Source organism: Actinosynnema sp. NPDC023587 (genome assembly GCF_040640215.1).
In the GTDB taxonomy this organism is placed as follows: domain Bacteria; phylum Actinomycetota; class Actinomycetes; order Mycobacteriales; family Pseudonocardiaceae; genus Actinosynnema.
On record NZ_JBFABG010000001.1, the window covers coordinates 700,748 to 717,007 of the forward strand.

Below are 16,260 nucleotides of genomic sequence, written 5' to 3' on the forward strand. Positions count from 1 at the left end.
CGTCACCCACGTCACCAGCGGTTACGCCGGGCGCAGGTCGGTGCCCCACTGTACCGGAGGAGCGCTCACCCGACCTGGAGCACGTCCAGGCCCAGGAACGGCCGCAGCGCCGCCGGCACCGCGACGGAGCCGTCGGCCCGCTGGTGGTTCTCCAGGATCGCGACGATCCACCGGGTGGTGGCCAGCGTGCCGTTGAGGGTGGCGGCGATCTGCGGCTTGCCGTTCTCGTCCCGGTAGCGGGTGTTGAGCCGGCGCGCCTGGAACGTGGTGCAGTTCGAGGTGGAGGTGAGCTCGCGGTAGGCCCGCTGGGTCGGAATCCACGCCTCGCAGTCGAACTTGCGCGCGGCGCTCGTGCCCAGGTCGCCGGCGGCCGTGTCGATCACCCGGTAGGGCACCTCGACCTTGGCCAGCATCTCCTCTTCCCAGGCCAGCAGCCGCACGTGCTCGGCCTCGGCGTCCTCGGGCCGCACGTAGGAGAACATCTCCACCTTGTTGAACTGGTGGACCCGGATGATGCCCCGGGTGTCCTTGCCGTACGAGCCGGCCTCGCGCCGGTAGCACGACGACCAGCCCGCGTAGCGGCGCTCGCCGTCCAGGATCTCGTCGGAGTGGTAGCCCGCCAGCGGCACCTCCGACGTGCCGACCAGGTACAGGTCGTCGTCGCGCAGCCGGTAGACCTCGCTCGCGTGCGCGCCGAGGAACCCGGTGCCCGCCATGATCTCCGGGCGGACCAGGGTCGGCGTGATCATCAGGGTGAACCCGGCGCGGGTGGCCTGCGCCACCGCCATGTTCAGCAGCGCCAGCTCCAACTGCGCCAGCACCCCGGTCAGGAAGTAGAACCGCGAGCCGGCGACCTTCGCGCCGCGCTCCATGTCGATGCCGCCCAGCCGGGTGCCCAGGTCGAGGTGGTCCAGCGGCTCGAAGTCGAACTCGCGCGGCTCGCCCACGTGCTTGAGCACCACGAAGTCGTCCTCGCCGCCGTGCGGCGCGTCCGGGTGCACAACGTTCGGCACGGCCCGGTGCAGCTCGTCCAGCTCGCCCTCGGCCAGCGACTGCTCGGCCTCGGCGGCCTTGACCTCGGCGGCCAGCTCCTTGCCCCGGGCCAGCAGCGCCTCGCGCTCCTCGCCCCGGGCCCGGCCGACCTGCTTGCCGAACGCCTTCTGCTCGCCGCGCAGCCCGTCCGCGCGGGCGATGGCCGCACGCCGCTTCTCGTCGGCGGACAGCAGCGCGTCGACCACGGCTTCGTCCTCGCCACGCGCGCGCTGCGACGCGCGGACGGCTTCCGGGTTCTCGCGCAAGGCCTTCAGGTCAATCACGAGGGCAAAGGGTAGACGACTTGCGCACACACCTGTACGGCCCCGCCCGCACGCACCTGCGCGACCCGCACTCCACACACTTGTGCGACCCGCACTGCACACACCTGTGCGACCCGCACTGCGGAGGCCCCGCCCGGACGTCCGGGCGGGGCCTCCGCGATGCCGTGCCGAGGACTAGCTGATCGCGACGGCGACCACGAGACCGAGGGCGACGTGCGCGCTGGCCACGACGACGCTGGCGGGCGCGAACTTGTCCGACTCGATCAGCCGGCCGATGTCCAGCCGGGTCACCCACTCCAGCAGCCGCACCGCCAGGACCTGCACGATGATGCCGACGAAGCCGAAGATCAGGGCCGAGAGCAGGCCCTCGTCGAGCTTGCCCGCCGAGCTGTAGATCGCGACCACGATGATCAGCGCCATGCTCACCAGGCCGGCCGCCGTCACGATCACCGCGTTCGGCGCGCCCGATCGCACCAGGGCGGAGAGCTTGCCGGGCGTGGTGAAGTCGATGGCGTAGAAGCCCACGACCATCAGCACGAGGCCGGCGACGGCGTACAGGGCGATCGCGCCGACGCCCCGGCCGATCGCGGAGCCGAAGCCCGGGTCCAACGCGAGTTCGCTGATCACTGCCACTCCATTCATTCGACAATCCGATGCGGGACGAACGCCGCGCCATCGTCGGTCACCAGGCCGACCGTCTCGCGGATGCCGAGCCCGGCCGCCGTGTCGCCGACCACCCAGGCACCCAGGGCGGGGCGGTAGCCGTCGAACTCGGGGAGCGGGTCGAACAGCTGGTAGACGAAGCCTTCCTTGCCGTACACGCCACCGGTCTGCGTTTCGTAACCCGGTGCCACGATCTGGATGTTCGCGCCCTCCCGGCCCAGCCGGGGCTTGCGGACGTACTCGGTCAGCAGGCCCGGCTCGTCCAGGAACGCGGGCAGCAGGTTCGGGTGACCGGGGTACATCTCCCACATCACCGCGAGCAGCGCCTTGTTGGAGAGCAGCATCTTCCACAGCGGCTCGACCCACAGCGTGCCCGGCAGGCTCTGCACCGCGAAGCGGCCGAACTGCTCGTCGGCCACCCACTCCCAGGGGTAGAGCTTCACGACCGTGCCCATCGGGGCCTCTTCGAGGTCGACGAACCGGTTCAGCGCCGAGTCCCAGCCGATCTCCTCGATCGCCAGGCCCACGGTGTTCATGCCCGCCTCGGCGGCCGTCTCCTGGAGGTAGGCGACGGTGACGTGGTCCTCACCCGACGGGTCGGCCCCGGACCAGGTGAAGTGCAGCTCGTTGGAGGGCAGCAGGTCGCGCAGCTCGGTCCACCGCTCCACCAGCTTCTCGTGGATCGAGTTCCACTGGTCGTCGTCGGGGAAGACGTCGGTCTTCCAGTTCCACTGGACGACCGAGGCCTCCAGCAGCGACGTCGGGGTGTCCGCGTTGTACTCCAGCATCTTCGCCGGGCCGCGCCCGTCGTAGCGCAGGTCGAACCGGCCGTAGACGTGCGGGTCGCGGCGCTTCCACGACTCGGCGATCGCCGGCCACAACCACTCCTGGATGCCGAAGTCCCGGAAGCGCTCGGTGAGCACCACGTTGTCGACGGCTTCCAGGCACATGCTGTGCAGCAGCTCGACGTCGGCTTCGAGCGACAGGACGTCGCTCATGTCGAAGACGTAGTGGGCCGACTCGTCCCAGTACGGGCGGGGGCTGCCGTCCGCCGCGCGCGCGGGCGCGCCGAACACCAGCCCCTGCTCGGACACCGTGCGCTGCCAGTTCGGACGGGGCGCGGACGTCTCCCGGCGCACTCAGCTCCCCCCGCTCTTGCTGCCGCCGGAGACGCCGAAGCCGCCGCGCTGGATCGTGGTGCCGGACTTGGTCTTCACGTTCGCGCCCTTGGGCACGGTGTAGGTGCCGCCGCTGACCTTCTGGCCGGCGGGGACGCTGGGGCCGCCGTAGTGGTAGCGGTAGGAGCTGCCGCCGATGTAGATGAACCCGCCGCTGGTGTAACCGCCGTGCGACCGCGCGTAGTTGTCGTCGCAGTACTGGTCGTCGACCACGACGCCGTCCTGCGTGCACTGGGCTTCGACGTCGTCGGGGCTGGAGGCGGCGTACCAGATCGCCACCACGCCCGCCACGCCCACGGCGACACCGCCGCCGATCAGCAGCCGCTTGCGCAGCTTCTTCTTGCGGGCGAGCTCCAGCTCCTCGGCGCGCTCGGCCTCCTGGCGGCGGTGGATCGCCTCGGCGCGGGCCCGCTGCTCGGCCAGCGTCGGCGGCCGGGGCTGTGTGACGCCCGCCTCCTGCTTCCGGACCTGCCCGCGCTTCTGGCCGGCCTGCCCGCCCGACGCGGGTACCGCGCCCGAACGGGGGCCGGACTGCCCGGCCGCCGGCGGCGACGTCGGCGGCACGTACGGCGGTGGCGTGCCGCCGCCCGCGCCGGGCGTCGAAGCACCACCGGTCGACCCACCTGACGTGGGCTTCTCCGGCTTCGGCAGGCCCTGCGGGGGCGTCCCGGGCGCGGCGGAACCACCGGGCGCGGCGCTGGGGCCGGTCCGGTCGTCGCGGTTGTCGCGGTCGTTACGGTCGTTCTCAGTCATCAGCCACTCCACTCCCGGCGGGGACGGTACAGAGATCGGCCGCCAAATGGGTGACGAGTGTCTTAAAAGCAACACACTCCACCCGCCCGATGGGATTCGGCGTCGGTCCAGGCATCATGGAGTAGATGTCCAGGAGCGCTCGTTGGTTTCGTCGAGGTGACCAGTTGGTCATGCTCGGCGCGTTCGTCGGCGCGTTCGCGCTGCTCGGGCTCAGCACGTTCACTTCGTGGCCGGTCGGTACCGGCGCGGTGGTCGCGAGTACGACGGAGGTCGTCAACCCTGTCTACACCTCCCAGCCGGGTGACTGCCTGAACTGGACCCGGAGCAACCTGTCGGACGTGGCGAAGGTCGACTGCTCGGCCCAGCACATGTTCGAGGTCACCGGGGTCGAGGACATCGGCGGCACGCACGGCCCGCAGGCCCCGTTCCCGACCGACGAGCAGTGGCAGGCGATCAGCGAGGAGCGCTGCGCGAAGACGTCGCTGGCGTACCTGGGCGGCAGGTTCGACCCGGCCGGGAAGTACTCGGTCGGCCCGCTGAACCCCGGCGAGCGCCTGTGGCAGTCCGGGCAGCGGACGCTGCACTGCGGGCTCCAGGTCGCGGGCCCGGCGGGCGGCCTGCTGCCCGCGTACGGGTCGGCGAAGACCCAGGACCAGTCGGCGGTCTACGACCCGGGCGTGTGCCTGGGGATCACCGAGGCGCTCGGCGTGGGCGACCCGGTGGACTGCGCCGACCCGCACACGTTCGAGATCGTCGGCGTGGTGGCGCTGCCGGCGGGCGACTTCCCGGCGCTGGACAAGCAGGACGAGTTCCTGTCCGGCGAGTGCCCCCGGCTCGCGGCCGACTACAGCGGCGGCGTGGACTTCAAGGCCAAGGGCCTCATCGTGACCTGGGACACCAGGGCGCAGGAGAGCTGGGCGGCGGGTTCGTTCCGGGTGAACTGCAAGGTCGGCGCGACCCCGGCACCGGACAACAAGGGCCTGACGGCGTGGGAGAAGAGCGTCCGCAACCCCGACGCCCCGCCGCTGACCACCGCGAACCCGCCCCAGACGACGGCGGTGCAGCAGGACGAGCCGACCGGCGCGCCGCTGCACTCGGAGTCCAAGTCGGGCACCGGCACGACCTCGGCGACGACGTCCGCGTCCACGTCCGCGAAGCCCACCACGACGAGCACCACCACGACCGAACCGACGAGGTGACACCGTGCCGGCGGAGATGTCCCGACAGCGGTTCGAGGAGCTGGTGGCCGAAGCCCTCGACCTGATCCCGCCGGAGTTCGCGGCGGCGATGAACAACGTGGTCGTCCTGGTCGAGGACCGGCACCCGGAGGACCCCGGGCTGCTGGGGCTCTACCACGGGATCGCGTTGACCCTGCGGACCTCGGACTACGCGGGCGTCCTGCCGGACCGGGTGACGATCTACCGGGAGGCGATCCTGGACATCTGCGAGACGGAGGACGACGTGGTCGAGGAGGTGGCGATCACCGTGGTCCACGAGATCGCCCACCACTTCGGCATCGACGACGCCAAGCTCCACGAGCTGGGCTGGGGCTGACCGCCCGACCGACCACCGCTCGGAGCTGCCGAAGCGAGGGCCACCTGGTCGGGGCTCCGGAAGTCCAGTGGTCTCCACGGCGGGTTCGGCTCCGGGGAGCACCACGACGTTGTTCCGCGCGGCGGGCGGCGGCTCCGAGCCGTGCCGGTAGCCTGGCACCACCACCCCACCGTGGCGCGGCACCCGCACCAGCGATCAAGGCACCACGAACAGTGGGCCGGTCCACCCGACAGCCGGGACGGTGTGCATGGACATCGACGACGCCCAAATCGGCAGGCGAGTACGAGAAGTCCGCTCCTGGCGGCAGATGAACCTGAGCGTCGCCGCAGGGTTGGCGGGGATCAGCCCCGGCTACCTGTCGATGATCGAACGAGGTCTGCGACCGGTGACCAAGAGGTCTCTGCTGGAGGCACTGGCACAGGCGTTGCGCGTTTCCCCCACGGACCTGACCGGTGCCCCGTACCGGCCAGACGATCCGGTGGGCAACGCGGCGCACTCGGCCTTGGACGACATCGAGACCGCCTTGGCGGAGTGGCTTCCCGGCGAAGTTCCCGACAGTGGCCCGGCACGCCCGTGGACGCAGGTCGAGTCCGACATGGACCGGTTGACGGCGCTGCGACGCCGGTCCGACTACGCAGGTCAAGGCGAGATACTTCCTCCCTTGATCCGCGACCTGCTGATCCATGCCCACGGCGAGCACCGGCAAAGCGCGCTCAGCGGCTTGATCGAAGCGTACTTGGCCGCCGGAAACGTGTCGGCACGCCTCGGCAGAAACGCACTGGCTTTTGTGGCCGGCGAACGAGCGCTGGTCAGCGCAGAACTCGATGGTCAGCCCGAATGGCGGGCGGCTGCCGCGTGGATACGCGCGCACCTCCTGTCCGCAGTCTCGCGCCCGCGCCAGTACAGCCTGTCGATCGCGGTGGCCGAATTCCCAGGCGCACGCCTGGAAACCCGTGGAATGGGACATCTGACCGCCGCGCTCGCCGCCGCCTCACAATCCGATGCCGACACCGCCCGCGCCCACTTGGACGCTGCGGCGGAGATCGCCACCCGGCCTGGAATCGACCCGGACTGGGGTCGGGGCCTTCACAATTTCAGCTCAGCGAATGTCGGCACATGGCGGGTCGCGATCGGAACCGAACTCGGCGACGGAGGGAAGGTCGGCGAGATCGCACGAACTGTCGAGTGGCAGGTGATGCCGGTTTCGAGGCAGGGTGCCTTCTGGATGGACCTGGGACGAGGACTGCTCCAGGACAAGAAGACCCGCGAGCGCGGACTGAAGGCGATCCTCCAGGCCGAGGCGCTTACACCTCAGCAGGTCCGGATCAACCCGTTCGCCCGTGAGGCCGTGTCGGATCTCTTGCGACGGGCGAAGCGCGAAGCCGGTGGGGCGGATCTGCGCGCCCTCGCCTGGAGGATGGGCATCGCCCCGAACGGGTGATCGTCCGACCTGTTTCACAACCGGTTAAACAGCCGATCAAGGCTCCCTCTAGCGTCATATTCCGATTCCGGGAGGTGACGCCAGATGAACTGTTCGTCGTTGCAGCAGGTGCCCGCACTGCGCCAGAACAGCCGTTCGCCGGCCGTACGTGGCAGTCCCAGCAGTGGGCGCACAACGTGGTGCTCCATTGCGCAAATCCGTCTCTCGCTTCGCACAGAACCCCACCGACACCAGAGCTGTCCAGGTTTTGTGCATCCTTCCCGCTGCCACACGGCACAGCCCACCGGCAGGCCTGTCGCGCAAACCCCTGAAGGCAGAAAATGACCGACCAAATTCCTGAGAGAATCCTCTCGGCCGCCCGGATCGCGATGACCGAAGGCGCAGTGGTGGACGCGGAAAAACTATTGACGCACCTGTGGCTGACGCTTCCCGACGGCGCGGACCCGCCTTATCTGGACGAACTGAAGAGCACCAGTGTCGAACTGGCCGACCGGTTCCCACTGGAGGATTCCACCTCGAACCTCATGTACTGCGCCACCGTGGCCTACGCGAAGGCAGGTGCCTTCCTCGCCGCCACCGGTACCGCTGAACGAATGCTCTCGGTCTGGCGCGCCCGGTGTCAGCGAAAACCGACTGCGGATACCCTCTGCCACCATGCCCACGCGCTGGACACCGTGGCCGGCACCTACCAGGCCCGGGGGATGTCCGCTGCGGTCCGGGGACTGCTCGTCGAACTGGCCGAGTGGCATTTCACCTCGGGCAACGACGTGGGGTTCGCCTGGGCTCTGCGCGAACTGGGCGCGCTGGCGCTTCTGGCAGGCGACTGGGACAACGCGGCCAAGAAGTTCCACTCCGCTCAGCGGATCTACGACGACGAAGCCCACGACCCCGCAGTGGCACAGGAACGGGCGGAATGCCAGGTGCTCTCCGGACGGCTGGCCTACGCAACAGGTGACGTCGACTCTGCCCGGCAGTGGTTCGGACAAGCGCTGGAAAACTTGTCGGGAGAAGCTGTCGAGGAGGTTCACGCACTTCTCCGCGCAGCGGGCTCGGGTGAACCACTCCCCGAACTCGAAGTGTTGCGGGTCGGCGTCTTCGGGAGGCCGATCCGGGAAATCGCCGAATCACTGATGCCGCCCCCGCTGACCGCCGAGGTGTGACTCGACAGCAGACGGCCTGCAACCATCAACCATGAAAGGTTTCGCCGGGACAAACTGACTGTCGTCAAATACGTTGCCAGGCCTGCCCGTCAGAGGTGGAGTTGCCGCTATCGCGTTGCGCACCTCTTCGAAGGGCCGGCCGCAGCCCAGTTCACCGCTCAGGTGATCGTGTCGACGCCGGTCCACGAGGTGCAGGTCCAGCCGTTGCCGGTGTTCTCCAGGATCACCCGGCCGGTGTTGGGGAGCAGGCCCGCCTCGGCCAGGGCCGGTCGCACGTTGGTGGCCAGCGCCAGGGCCGCCATCCGCACCGCGCCGCCGTGGCTGACCAGGACGAACGTGTCCTCTGCCGCGTGCCGCGCCGCCAGCTCGTCCACGGCGGTCAGGAAGCGGTCGAGGACCTGGCGGCCACTCTCGCCGCCGGGGATGGCCGCGTCGAGGTTGCCCTCCGCCCACTGGTGGACCGCCGCCAGGAAGAGCTCGAACGCCTCCTTGTCGTGGCGGCCCTCCAGGTCGCCGCAGAAGATCTCCTGGACGCCGTCCACCACCTGCACCGCCAGGCCGAAGGCGGCGGCCACGGGCGCGGCGGTCTGCTGGGCCCGCACCGCCGTGCTGGCGTAGACCGCCGCCACCCGCTCGGTCGCCAGCGACGACGCCAGCGCGTTCGCCTGCACCACGCCCGCCTCGGTGAGCGGCGGGCCCGGCGGGAGCGTGTCGAGCGCCATCTTCAGGTTCGACGCGGTTTCGCCGTGCCTCACCAGGATGAGTTTCACGCCCCCCGCCCCTCCCGCAGCGACGCGACCCACTCGGCCGCCGCCACGAAGTCCCCGGTGCCCGCCGGTGCCCCGCCCGGCTCGGCCTTCGGGTACGAGCCGAGGAAGCGGGTGTCCGGGCAGTGCCTGCGCAGCGCGGCCAGCGCGTCGCCCACCCCCGGCTCGGCCGCGTGCCCGTCGAGGTCGATGTAGAACCGGTACTCGCCGAGCCTGCCCTTCGTGGGCCTGGACTCGATCCTGGTCAGGTTGATCCGCCGCAGCGCCAGTTCCGCCAGCAGGTCCGACAGCGCGCCCACCCGGTCCGTCGCGGTCACCACGACCGACGTCCGGTCGTGGCCGGTGGGCTCCGGGAGGCGGCCGGGGCGGCGCAGCAGGAGGAACCTGGTCTTCGCGTCGCGCACGTCGGCCACGTCCGTCGCCAGCACCTCCAGCGGGTAGTGCCGGACGGCCACCGGCGCGCTCACCGCGGCGTCGAACTCGCCCGCCAGCACGGACCGCGCGGCGGCGGCGGTGGACGTGGTCGCGACGGCGGTCGCGGTCGGCAGGTTCTCGGCGATCCAGTGCCGCACCTGGGCCAGGGCGTGCGGGTGGCTGGCGATGGTCCTGGGCTCGCCGCCGCCGGGCCGCACGAGCACGCTGAAGCGCACGTCCAGCACCGTCTCGGCGGTCGCGACGAGGGGGTCGCCCTCGGCCAGCGCGTCCATGGTGGCGGGCACCGCGCCCTCCACCGAGTTCTCCACCGGCACGCAGGCCGCGTCCACCTCGCCGCGCCGGGCGGCGGCGAGAGCGGCGGGCACGGTGTCGAAGGGCACGAGTTCGTCGTCGGCGGAGAAGGCGCGCGCGGCCTGCTCGGTGAAGGTTCCCTGCGGTCCGAAGTAGGCGAGCACGGCGCAACGATACGAGCACCACGGCACGTGATCACCGCTGAGTCGAGGATCACCCGCCAGGCGGGGGCCCGCCCCTGTTCCACCCGACCCCCGAGTCCTGGAATGCTTGCGGCTGTGTCCGCCGATACGGAGAGTGAGATCACCGCTCCGGTAGCTGTTCCCCGTCTGGTGCTCTGCGCTGTCGACGAGCCGCTCGCGACCGCGTGGTCGGGTGTCGCCGAGGGCCGCGACGGGGTCGAGGTGCACCGGGGTTCGGTGCTCGACATCGTGGCCGAGGCCGTGGTGAGCCCGGCGAACTCCTCGGGGTGGATGCGCGGCGGGATCGACGCCGTGTACGCCCGAGCGTTCCCCCTGGTCGAGGCGCACGTGCGCAGCGGCGTCCTGGCCCTGCACGGCGGCGAGCTGCCGGTGGGCGAGGCGTTGGTGGTGCCCACCGGCGAGACCCAGCCGGAGTGGCTGATCAGCGCGCCCACCGTGCGCCGGCCGGGCGAGCACCTGCCGGCCGACACCGTGCACCCGTACCTGGCGGCGCGCGCGGTGCTGCGGTCGTGGCGGGACGGCCGGCTGGAGGACGGCCGCCCCCTGCGGGACGTGGTGCGGACGATCGCCATGCCCGGTCTGGGCACGGGGGTGGGCGGGGTCGCGCCGAAGACGTGCGCGCGGCAGGTCGCCGCCGCCTGGGACGAGGTCTTCAGCGCGCTGCCCAGGACGTGAGGCCGGTGTAGTCCAGATCACACTGGTTGTGCACAGGTCTGTGGACAACATGTGCACGCCCTGTGGACAACTACCGTGGTGCCACCCATCTCTCCAGGTCCAGCTCATCGGTGATGGGGATGCCGTAGTCCCCGACCGACCGGATCTCGGGCTTGAGCCGGCGGGACTCGCGGACGGCGTCGGGGCGCAGTGCGGTGAGTCGGAACCCCCGGCGCTGGTAGAACCGCAGCGCGTCGAGGTTGTCGTTGGTGGTGGTGAGCCGGATTCGCGAGCAGCCGAGCTGCCTGGCCCGCTGCACGGCGGCGTCGACCAGCGAGCTGCCGACCCCCCTGCCTCTTCGCAGCGCGTCGATGGTGACGATCTCCATCAGGCCGTCCGACGAGGCGTAGGTCAGCAGTCCGACCACCTGTTCCTGGTGTTCCACCAGGAACCCGGGCAGGCTGGCGGGGAAGAAGACCTGCCCGTGGGCCACGGCGGTGTGCGCGCCCCACAGTTCCAGAACCAGTCGGCCGACGACGATCCGGTCGGCTTCCTCGATCACGCGTACGAGCATGCCTTGCACTGTCTTGGCGTCCGTGTGCGGCCGGTACCGGCATTCGACCTATGGTGGGTTCGTGCCCGTGCGCGTGTTGCTGGTAGACGACCACGAAGTGGTGCGCAGGGGACTGCGCGAACTGCTGGACGACGAGGACGACATCACCGTGGTCGCCGAGGCGGGCGGGGTGGACGAGGCCTTCGTGCGCGCGACGGCGACGAGTCCCGACGTGGCCGTGGTGGACGTCCGGCTGCCCGACGGGACCGGGGTCGAGCTGTGCCGCCGGCTGCGCGACGTGGGCGTGCGCTGCCTGGTGCTGACCGCGTTCGACGACGAGGAGGCGCTGGTCGGCGCGATCATGGCGGGCGCGTCGGGCTACCTGCTCAAACAGGTGCGGGGCCAGGACCTGGTGGTGGCGGTGCGGGAGGTCGCGGCGGGCCGGTCGCTGCTGGACTCGCAGACCACGGCGCGGGTGCTGGAGCGGATGCGCCGACCGCCGGAGGTGGACGTGCTCGACGCGCTGACCGAGCAGGAGCGGCGGGTGCTGGACCTGATCGGCGAGGGCATGACGAACCGGCAGATCGCGGAGCGCCTCTTCCTGGCCGAGAAGACGGTCAAGAACTACGTCACCTCGGTGCTCGCGAAGCTCGGCATGGAACGCCGCACGCAGGCCGCCGCCTGGGTCGCCCGCCGCTCCCGCTGACCCCGCCGACCCCGCCGCTCCCGCCGACCCGCGACCGGACCCGCCGGCCGCGTGCGGGCGAGGGGTCAGCCGTGGGTCAGGGGCACGTGCCAGGTGATGGTGGTGCCGGTGCGCGGGGACGACGAGACCTCGCAGCCGCCGCCCGCCGCGAGTGCGCGTTCCTCCAGGTGCCGCAGCCCGCGCCGGGCCACCCCGGGCGGGATGCCGCACCCGTCGTCGGCCACCCGCAGCACGAGCCGCGCGGCGCTCTTCGCGAGCCCGATCCGGACGTGCCGCGCCCCGGAGTGCCGCACCACGTTCGACAGCGCCTCCCGCAACGCCGCCCGTGCGTGGTCGGCGAGTTCCGGCGGCACGGAGCCGAGTTCGCCCTCGATCCGCACCTCGGGCTCGAAGCCGAGCAGCTCCCCCGCCGTGTGCGCCTCGGCCAGCACCGAGCCGCGCAGGTCGGCGTCGCCGGGCCGGCCGGGGTCGGCGCTGCGCAGGGCGCGCACGGTGGCCCGCACCTCGGCCATGGTCTGGTCGAGCTGGTCCACGCAGTCCGCGAGCCGCCGGGCCTCGCGCCCCTCCAGCTTCAGCCGCCGGTCGAGCAGGTCGAGCTGCACGCCGGTCGCGTACAGCCGCTGGATGATCACGTCGTGCAGGTCCCGCGCGATCCGCTCGCGCTCCTGGTAGACCGCCACCCGCTGGCGCGCGGTGAACCCCTCGGCGAGCACGACGGCGAGCCCGGCCTGGGCGGCGAACGCGGTCAGCACGTCGACGGTGTCCGCGCTGAACGGTGCCGCGCCCTTCCGCCGGTACACGGCGAGCGCCCCGATCCGGCGTTCCCTGGTCCCGAACGGTGCGACCGCGAACGGCCCGTAGCCGCGCAACGGCCTCGGCACGAACGGCGCGGTGCGCGGGTCGGTGGTGAAGTCCGCGGAGACCACGGCGACGCCGGTGCGCGCGGCGCGCGCGGCGGAGGACCGGTCGGACAGCACGATCCCGACCGGGTCGTCGTCGCCGGAGGACGCTTCGACGGTGAGCGTGCCGTCGGGGCCGGTCACCATGGCCAGGCCGAGGTCGGCCTCGGCGAGTTCGACGGCGCGCCGCACGACCAGCGGCAGCACGGCGTCCGGGTCGTCGCCGGCCAGCGCGGCGGTGGTGATCTCGGTCGACGCGGCGAGCACCAGGGCGGGGTCCACGGCCGTCAACGGTAGGCCCCGACCCCGACCCTCCCCCGGGACACCTCCACCACGAGGTCCGCCCGCGCCGCCTCGTCGGGCCGGTGGGTGATGTGCAGGACGGTCCGGTCGAGCCCGTCGACCAGGTCGAGCAGGTCGCGCGCGGACCGCTCGTCCAGGTGCGCGGTGGGTTCGTCGAGCAGCAGGACGTCGGCGTCGAACAGCAGCGCGCGGGCCAGCGCCACCCGCTGGGCCTCGCCGCCGGACAGCAGCGCGGGCCCGATCGCGGTGTCCAGGTCGATCCGCAGGCCGACCCGCGCCAGCACCTCCCGCAGCCGGTCGTCGGACGCGGCGGGGTCGCCGATGCGCAGGTTGTCCCGCACGGACGTGGTCACCAGCACGGGCTCCTGCGGGCACCAGGCGACGCGCTCGGGCCGCCGCACGACCCCGGCGGACGCGTCCGCGAACCCGAGCAGCACCGCGAACAGCGTCGACTTCCCGGCCCCTGACGGGCCCACCACGGCCACCTTCGCCCCGCGCGGAATCCGGCAGCTCACGTCCTCCAGCACGGGCTCCGCCCTCCCCGGCCACCCGACCGTCACGTGCTCCAGCACCACGACGTCGCCGTCGGCCCGCGGGTCGGTCCGCTGTGGCACCAGCGGACCGACCCGCTCCGCAGCGGCCGGGACGTCCCCCACGTCCCCGGCGCGCGGCACGATCGGTGGCTCCTGCTCCGACTGGACCGGGAGGTGCCCGGATGATCGTTCGACGATCCTCCCGTAGGACTCCCGCAACGACGCCAGGTGCTGAGCCGCCGGCGGCAACGCCCCGAGCACCTCGGCCAGCGCCAGCGGCACCAGTCCCAACAGCGGCACGAGCAGCGGGTCGACCCCCGACGCCAACGCCGTGCACGCCACCACCGCGAATCCCAGCGCCAGGTGCACGACCCCCGTCGCGGCACCCGCGCCGAACGCCTGCCGCCGCGCCAGCCCGGCCAGTTCGGCGTCGTGGTCGGCCAACGCCGCCCGCGCCTTCCGGTCCGCGCCGAACGCGATCAGGTCCGGCGCGGCGGTCAGCAGGGTCAGCACGTCTTCGGACACCCGCCGCCGACCGCGCGCCAGCACCGCGCTCGCCCGCCGTTCCACGGCCACCGCGACCACGGGTGCCAGCGTCCCCCCGACGACGAGCGCCACCGCCAGCGCCAGCCCGGCCCACGGCGAGACCAGCGCGAACAGCACCACCGCCGCCGCTCCCACCCCTGCCGCGACCAGCGGCGGCTGCACCACCCTCGGCACCAGGTCGCGGACCGCGTCCACGTCGTCCACCAGCCGGGTCAGCTCCGCGCGCCCCGGCCGCAGCCCCCGCCACAGCCGCACCCGCAGGTGCTCGGCGAACCGGAAGGCCGCGTCGTGCGACACGAGCCGTTCCAGGTACCGCAGCGCACCCTTGGCCAGCGCGAACGTCCGCACGCCCACGACCAGCACGGACAGCGTGAGGATCGGCGGCTGGGTGGCGGCCTTCGCGATCAGGTACGCGGCCAGCGCGGTCAGCGCGACCCCGCTGGCCGAGGCGGCGACCCCCAGCGCCGCCCCGGCCAGCACCCGGGCGGTCGGCCGAGGCGTGCGGGGACGCGCCGGCGGACCGGCCGCGTGCCCGACCAGGACGGTGGTCACCGCCGCGTCGGTGGTCGCGACCACCCGGTGGGTGGCCAGCAGCACCGCCGCGCCCCGGTCGGCGGCCCGCCGCACGGCGGCCATGACCAGCGCGGCGGTCGCGGCGTCGAGGTGCGCGGTCGGCTCGTCCAGCAGCAGCACCGTCGCGCCGTCCGCGACGCGGGTCAGCGCGCGGGCGATCGCGACCCGGTGGCGCTCCCCGGTCGAGAGCTCGACGAGCGGGCGGTGCAGCAGGTGGTCGGCGGCGACCTCGGCCAGCACGTCGACGTCGACCCGGCCGGTGGTCAGCTCCAGCTCGTCGGCGACGGTCCGCCCGGCGAACGCGGGTCGCTGCGGCACCCAGGCGATCGCGTCCCGGTCGACCAGCACCTCACCGCCGTCCGGCGGCACGAACCCGAGCAGCACCGCGAACAGCGTCGACTTGCCCGCCCCGCTGGGCGCGTCCAGCCGGTGCACCTCGCCCGGCCGCACGGTCAGGCTGATCCCGTCCGGCGCGAACCGGTCGCGCCGCCGCACCCGCAGGTTGCGCACCTCGATGCCGGCGACCTGCCCGTCGGCCGTCGCCGGGCCCCTGCCGGGGCACGCGCCCGCCCGCGTCGCCACGGTGAGCCGGCCGAGCGTGCGCGGTCCGGCCGGCCGGCGCGGCGCGGGCACCGGCACCTCGGCCACCCGCCGCACCGCCTCCACGCCGTCCTCCGACGCGTGGTGGGCGGCACCGGCCGCGCGCAGCGGGAGGTAGCACTCGGGCGCGAGGATCAGCACGACCAGCCCGGTGAGCAGGGTCAGTTCGCCGGACACCAGCCGCAGCCCGATGCCGACCGCGATCAGCGCGACCGACAGCGAGGCGACGATCTCCAGCACCAGCGCCGAGAGGAACGCGACCCGCAGCGTCCCCATGGTGGCCTTGCGGTACCGCTCGCCGACCGCCCGCACCGCCGCCGCCTGCGCCTGGGCCCGCCCGAACGCGCTGAGCACGGGCAGCGCCCGCACGAGTTCCGCGAGCCGGCCGGAGAGCCGTTCCAGCGCCGAGGCCGCCGCCGCGACCCGCGCCGACGTGAACCGGCCGATCAGGATCGCGAAGACCGGGATCAGCGGCAGAGTCACCGCGATCAGCACGGCCGAGGTCGGGTCGGTGGCCAGCACCCACGCGCCCACCAGGACCGGCACGACGGCGGTGGTCACCAGCGCGGGCAGGTACCGGGTGAAGTAGGCGTCCAGGGCGTCCAGGCCCCTGGTGGCGAGCACCGCCAGCTCGGCCGGGCCGCGCGCGGTGATCCACGCGGGTCCCAGCCCCAGCGCCCGGTCCAGCACGGCCGCGCGGAGCTCTTCCTTCGCGCCGGCGGCGGCCCGCGCCGCGACGGTCTCGGTGGCCCAGGCCAGGCCGGCCCGCACGCACACCGCGAACGCCAACGACACCAGTGATCCGCCCGCGACCAGCGCGGACGCCAGGGCGACGGCCTGCCACACCAGTGCGCCGGCCGACAGCGCCGCCAACCCGCCGCACCAGGCCAGCGCCCGGCGCGCCGACGGCGAAAGGGACGGCAGCGCGCCGAGCGGGCCCTTCCCCGGCTTCTTGGCGGAAGGGGCTCCGGGGACGTTCACAGCACGACCGTAATCGCCGGGTGCCCGCCCCTCGCAGGTACGACGGTCCCGTCCCGCGCGGGACCTAGGTCCCGTCCCGCGCTGCGCCGACCGGGGGTTTCCGGCGGACCGGTGCGCGGGAGCGGCTGCTCAGCGCCGCTCCGGCCCTGGC

15 protein-coding genes are annotated in these 16,260 nt (G+C 72.6%); 6 read left to right on the forward strand and 9 right to left on the reverse strand.

From position 1 onward, the window contains the following. Positions 1–65: 65 nt before the first annotated feature. From serS to AB0G01_RS03540, 4 genes are all read right to left on the reverse strand, one after another. Positions 66–1,316 carry a serine--tRNA ligase gene (serS, locus tag AB0G01_RS03525; protein WP_360939230.1) on the reverse strand — a complete coding sequence of 417 codons (1,251 nt, stop codon included), beginning with the start codon at positions 1,314–1,316 and terminating at the stop codon, positions 66–68. Between the two features lie 174 nt (positions 1,317–1,490). Further along, entirely contained in the window at positions 1,491–1,943 is a 453-nt protein-coding gene (locus AB0G01_RS03530) for a DUF350 domain-containing protein (RefSeq protein WP_360939232.1), read from the reverse strand. An 11-nt stretch (positions 1,944–1,954) separates the two neighbouring features. Further along, the gene (locus AB0G01_RS03535; protein WP_360939234.1) at positions 1,955–3,118 is read right to left on the reverse strand and encodes a glutathionylspermidine synthase family protein; all 1,164 of its coding nucleotides are present in this window, start codon (positions 3,116–3,118) and stop codon (positions 1,955–1,957) included. Beyond that, a complete protein-coding gene (locus AB0G01_RS03540; protein ID WP_360939236.1) occupies positions 3,119–3,910 on the reverse strand; it encodes a hypothetical protein in 792 nt (263 codons plus the stop codon). Between the two features lie 125 nt (positions 3,911–4,035). Here AB0G01_RS03540 and AB0G01_RS03545 point away from each other — a divergent pair, with 125 nt between their 5' ends. From AB0G01_RS03545 to AB0G01_RS03560, 4 genes are all read left to right on the forward strand, one after another. Continuing rightward, on the forward strand, positions 4,036–5,109 hold the full coding sequence (locus tag AB0G01_RS03545) for a septum formation family protein (RefSeq protein WP_360939238.1): 1,074 nt from the start codon (positions 4,036–4,038) through the stop codon (positions 5,107–5,109). 4 nt (positions 5,110–5,113) lie between these two features. Then, complete coding sequence (locus AB0G01_RS03550; RefSeq protein ID WP_360939240.1) at positions 5,114–5,464, forward strand: metallopeptidase family protein; 351 nt, start codon at positions 5,114–5,116, stop codon at positions 5,462–5,464. Between the two features lie 247 nt (positions 5,465–5,711). After that, on the forward strand, positions 5,712–6,905 hold the full coding sequence (locus tag AB0G01_RS03555; RefSeq protein ID WP_360939242.1) for a helix-turn-helix transcriptional regulator: 1,194 nt from the start codon (positions 5,712–5,714) through the stop codon (positions 6,903–6,905). 320 nt (positions 6,906–7,225) lie between these two features. After that, on the forward strand, positions 7,226–8,065 hold the full coding sequence (locus AB0G01_RS03560) for a hypothetical protein (RefSeq protein WP_360939246.1): 840 nt from the start codon (positions 7,226–7,228) through the stop codon (positions 8,063–8,065). A gap of 158 nt (positions 8,066–8,223) precedes the next feature. Here AB0G01_RS03560 and AB0G01_RS03565 read toward each other — a convergent pair whose 3' ends face one another. Together AB0G01_RS03565 and pheA are read right to left on the reverse strand one after the other, a co-directional pair. Continuing rightward, a complete protein-coding gene (locus AB0G01_RS03565; RefSeq protein ID WP_360939248.1) occupies positions 8,224–8,820 on the reverse strand; it encodes a histidine phosphatase family protein in 597 nt (198 codons plus the stop codon). Positions 8,821–8,831: 11 nt separating this feature from the next. Beyond that, positions 8,832–9,722, reverse strand: coding sequence for a prephenate dehydratase (gene pheA / locus AB0G01_RS03570; protein WP_360939250.1), 891 nt, complete (start codon positions 9,720–9,722; stop codon positions 8,832–8,834). Positions 9,723–9,824: 102 nt separating this feature from the next. Between pheA and AB0G01_RS03575 the strand changes: the two genes are divergently transcribed. Beyond that, positions 9,825–10,436, forward strand: a complete 612-nt coding sequence (locus tag AB0G01_RS03575) for a macro domain-containing protein (RefSeq protein ID WP_360939252.1) — start codon at positions 9,825–9,827, stop codon at positions 10,434–10,436. A 70-nt stretch (positions 10,437–10,506) separates the two neighbouring features. Here AB0G01_RS03575 and AB0G01_RS03580 read toward each other — a convergent pair whose 3' ends face one another. Then, on the reverse strand, positions 10,507–10,989 hold the full coding sequence (locus AB0G01_RS03580) for a GNAT family N-acetyltransferase (RefSeq protein ID WP_360939254.1): 483 nt from the start codon (positions 10,987–10,989) through the stop codon (positions 10,507–10,509). A gap of 61 nt (positions 10,990–11,050) precedes the next feature. Between AB0G01_RS03580 and AB0G01_RS03585 the strand changes: the two genes are divergently transcribed. Beyond that, complete coding sequence (locus AB0G01_RS03585) at positions 11,051–11,674, forward strand: response regulator transcription factor (protein ID WP_360939256.1); 624 nt, start codon at positions 11,051–11,053, stop codon at positions 11,672–11,674. 65 nt (positions 11,675–11,739) lie between these two features. On the opposite strand, the gene AB0G01_RS03590 is transcribed toward AB0G01_RS03585, so the two are convergent. Further along, positions 11,740–12,864: a GAF domain-containing sensor histidine kinase gene (locus AB0G01_RS03590; RefSeq protein ID WP_360939258.1), complete on the reverse strand. Its 1,125-nt coding sequence runs from the start codon at positions 12,862–12,864 to the stop codon at positions 11,740–11,742. Then, complete coding sequence (cydD, locus tag AB0G01_RS03595; RefSeq protein WP_360939260.1) at positions 12,861–16,109, reverse strand: thiol reductant ABC exporter subunit CydD; 3,249 nt, start codon at positions 16,107–16,109, stop codon at positions 12,861–12,863. Before cydD ends, AB0G01_RS03590 begins: the two co-directional genes overlap by 4 nt. Positions 16,110–16,260 lie beyond the last annotated feature (151 nt).

Bases quoted from the DNA above. Each gene is read 5' to 3' on its own strand.
- AB0G01_RS03540 (WP_360939236.1), bottom strand. From the start codon at position 3,910: ATGACTGAGAACGACCGTAACGACCGCGACAACCGCGACGACCGGACC.
- AB0G01_RS03545 (WP_360939238.1), top strand. From the start codon at position 4,036: ATGTCCAGGAGCGCTCGTTGGTTTCGTCGAGGTGACCAGTTGGTCATG.
- AB0G01_RS03555 (WP_360939242.1), top strand. From the start codon at position 5,712: ATGGACATCGACGACGCCCAAATCGGCAGGCGAGTACGAGAAGTCCGC.
- AB0G01_RS03560 (WP_360939246.1), top strand. From the start codon at position 7,226: ATGACCGACCAAATTCCTGAGAGAATCCTCTCGGCCGCCCGGATCGCG.
- AB0G01_RS03575 (WP_360939252.1), top strand. From the start codon at position 9,825: ATGCTTGCGGCTGTGTCCGCCGATACGGAGAGTGAGATCACCGCTCCG.
- AB0G01_RS03580 (WP_360939254.1), bottom strand. From the start codon at position 10,989: ATGCTCGTACGCGTGATCGAGGAAGCCGACCGGATCGTCGTCGGCCGA.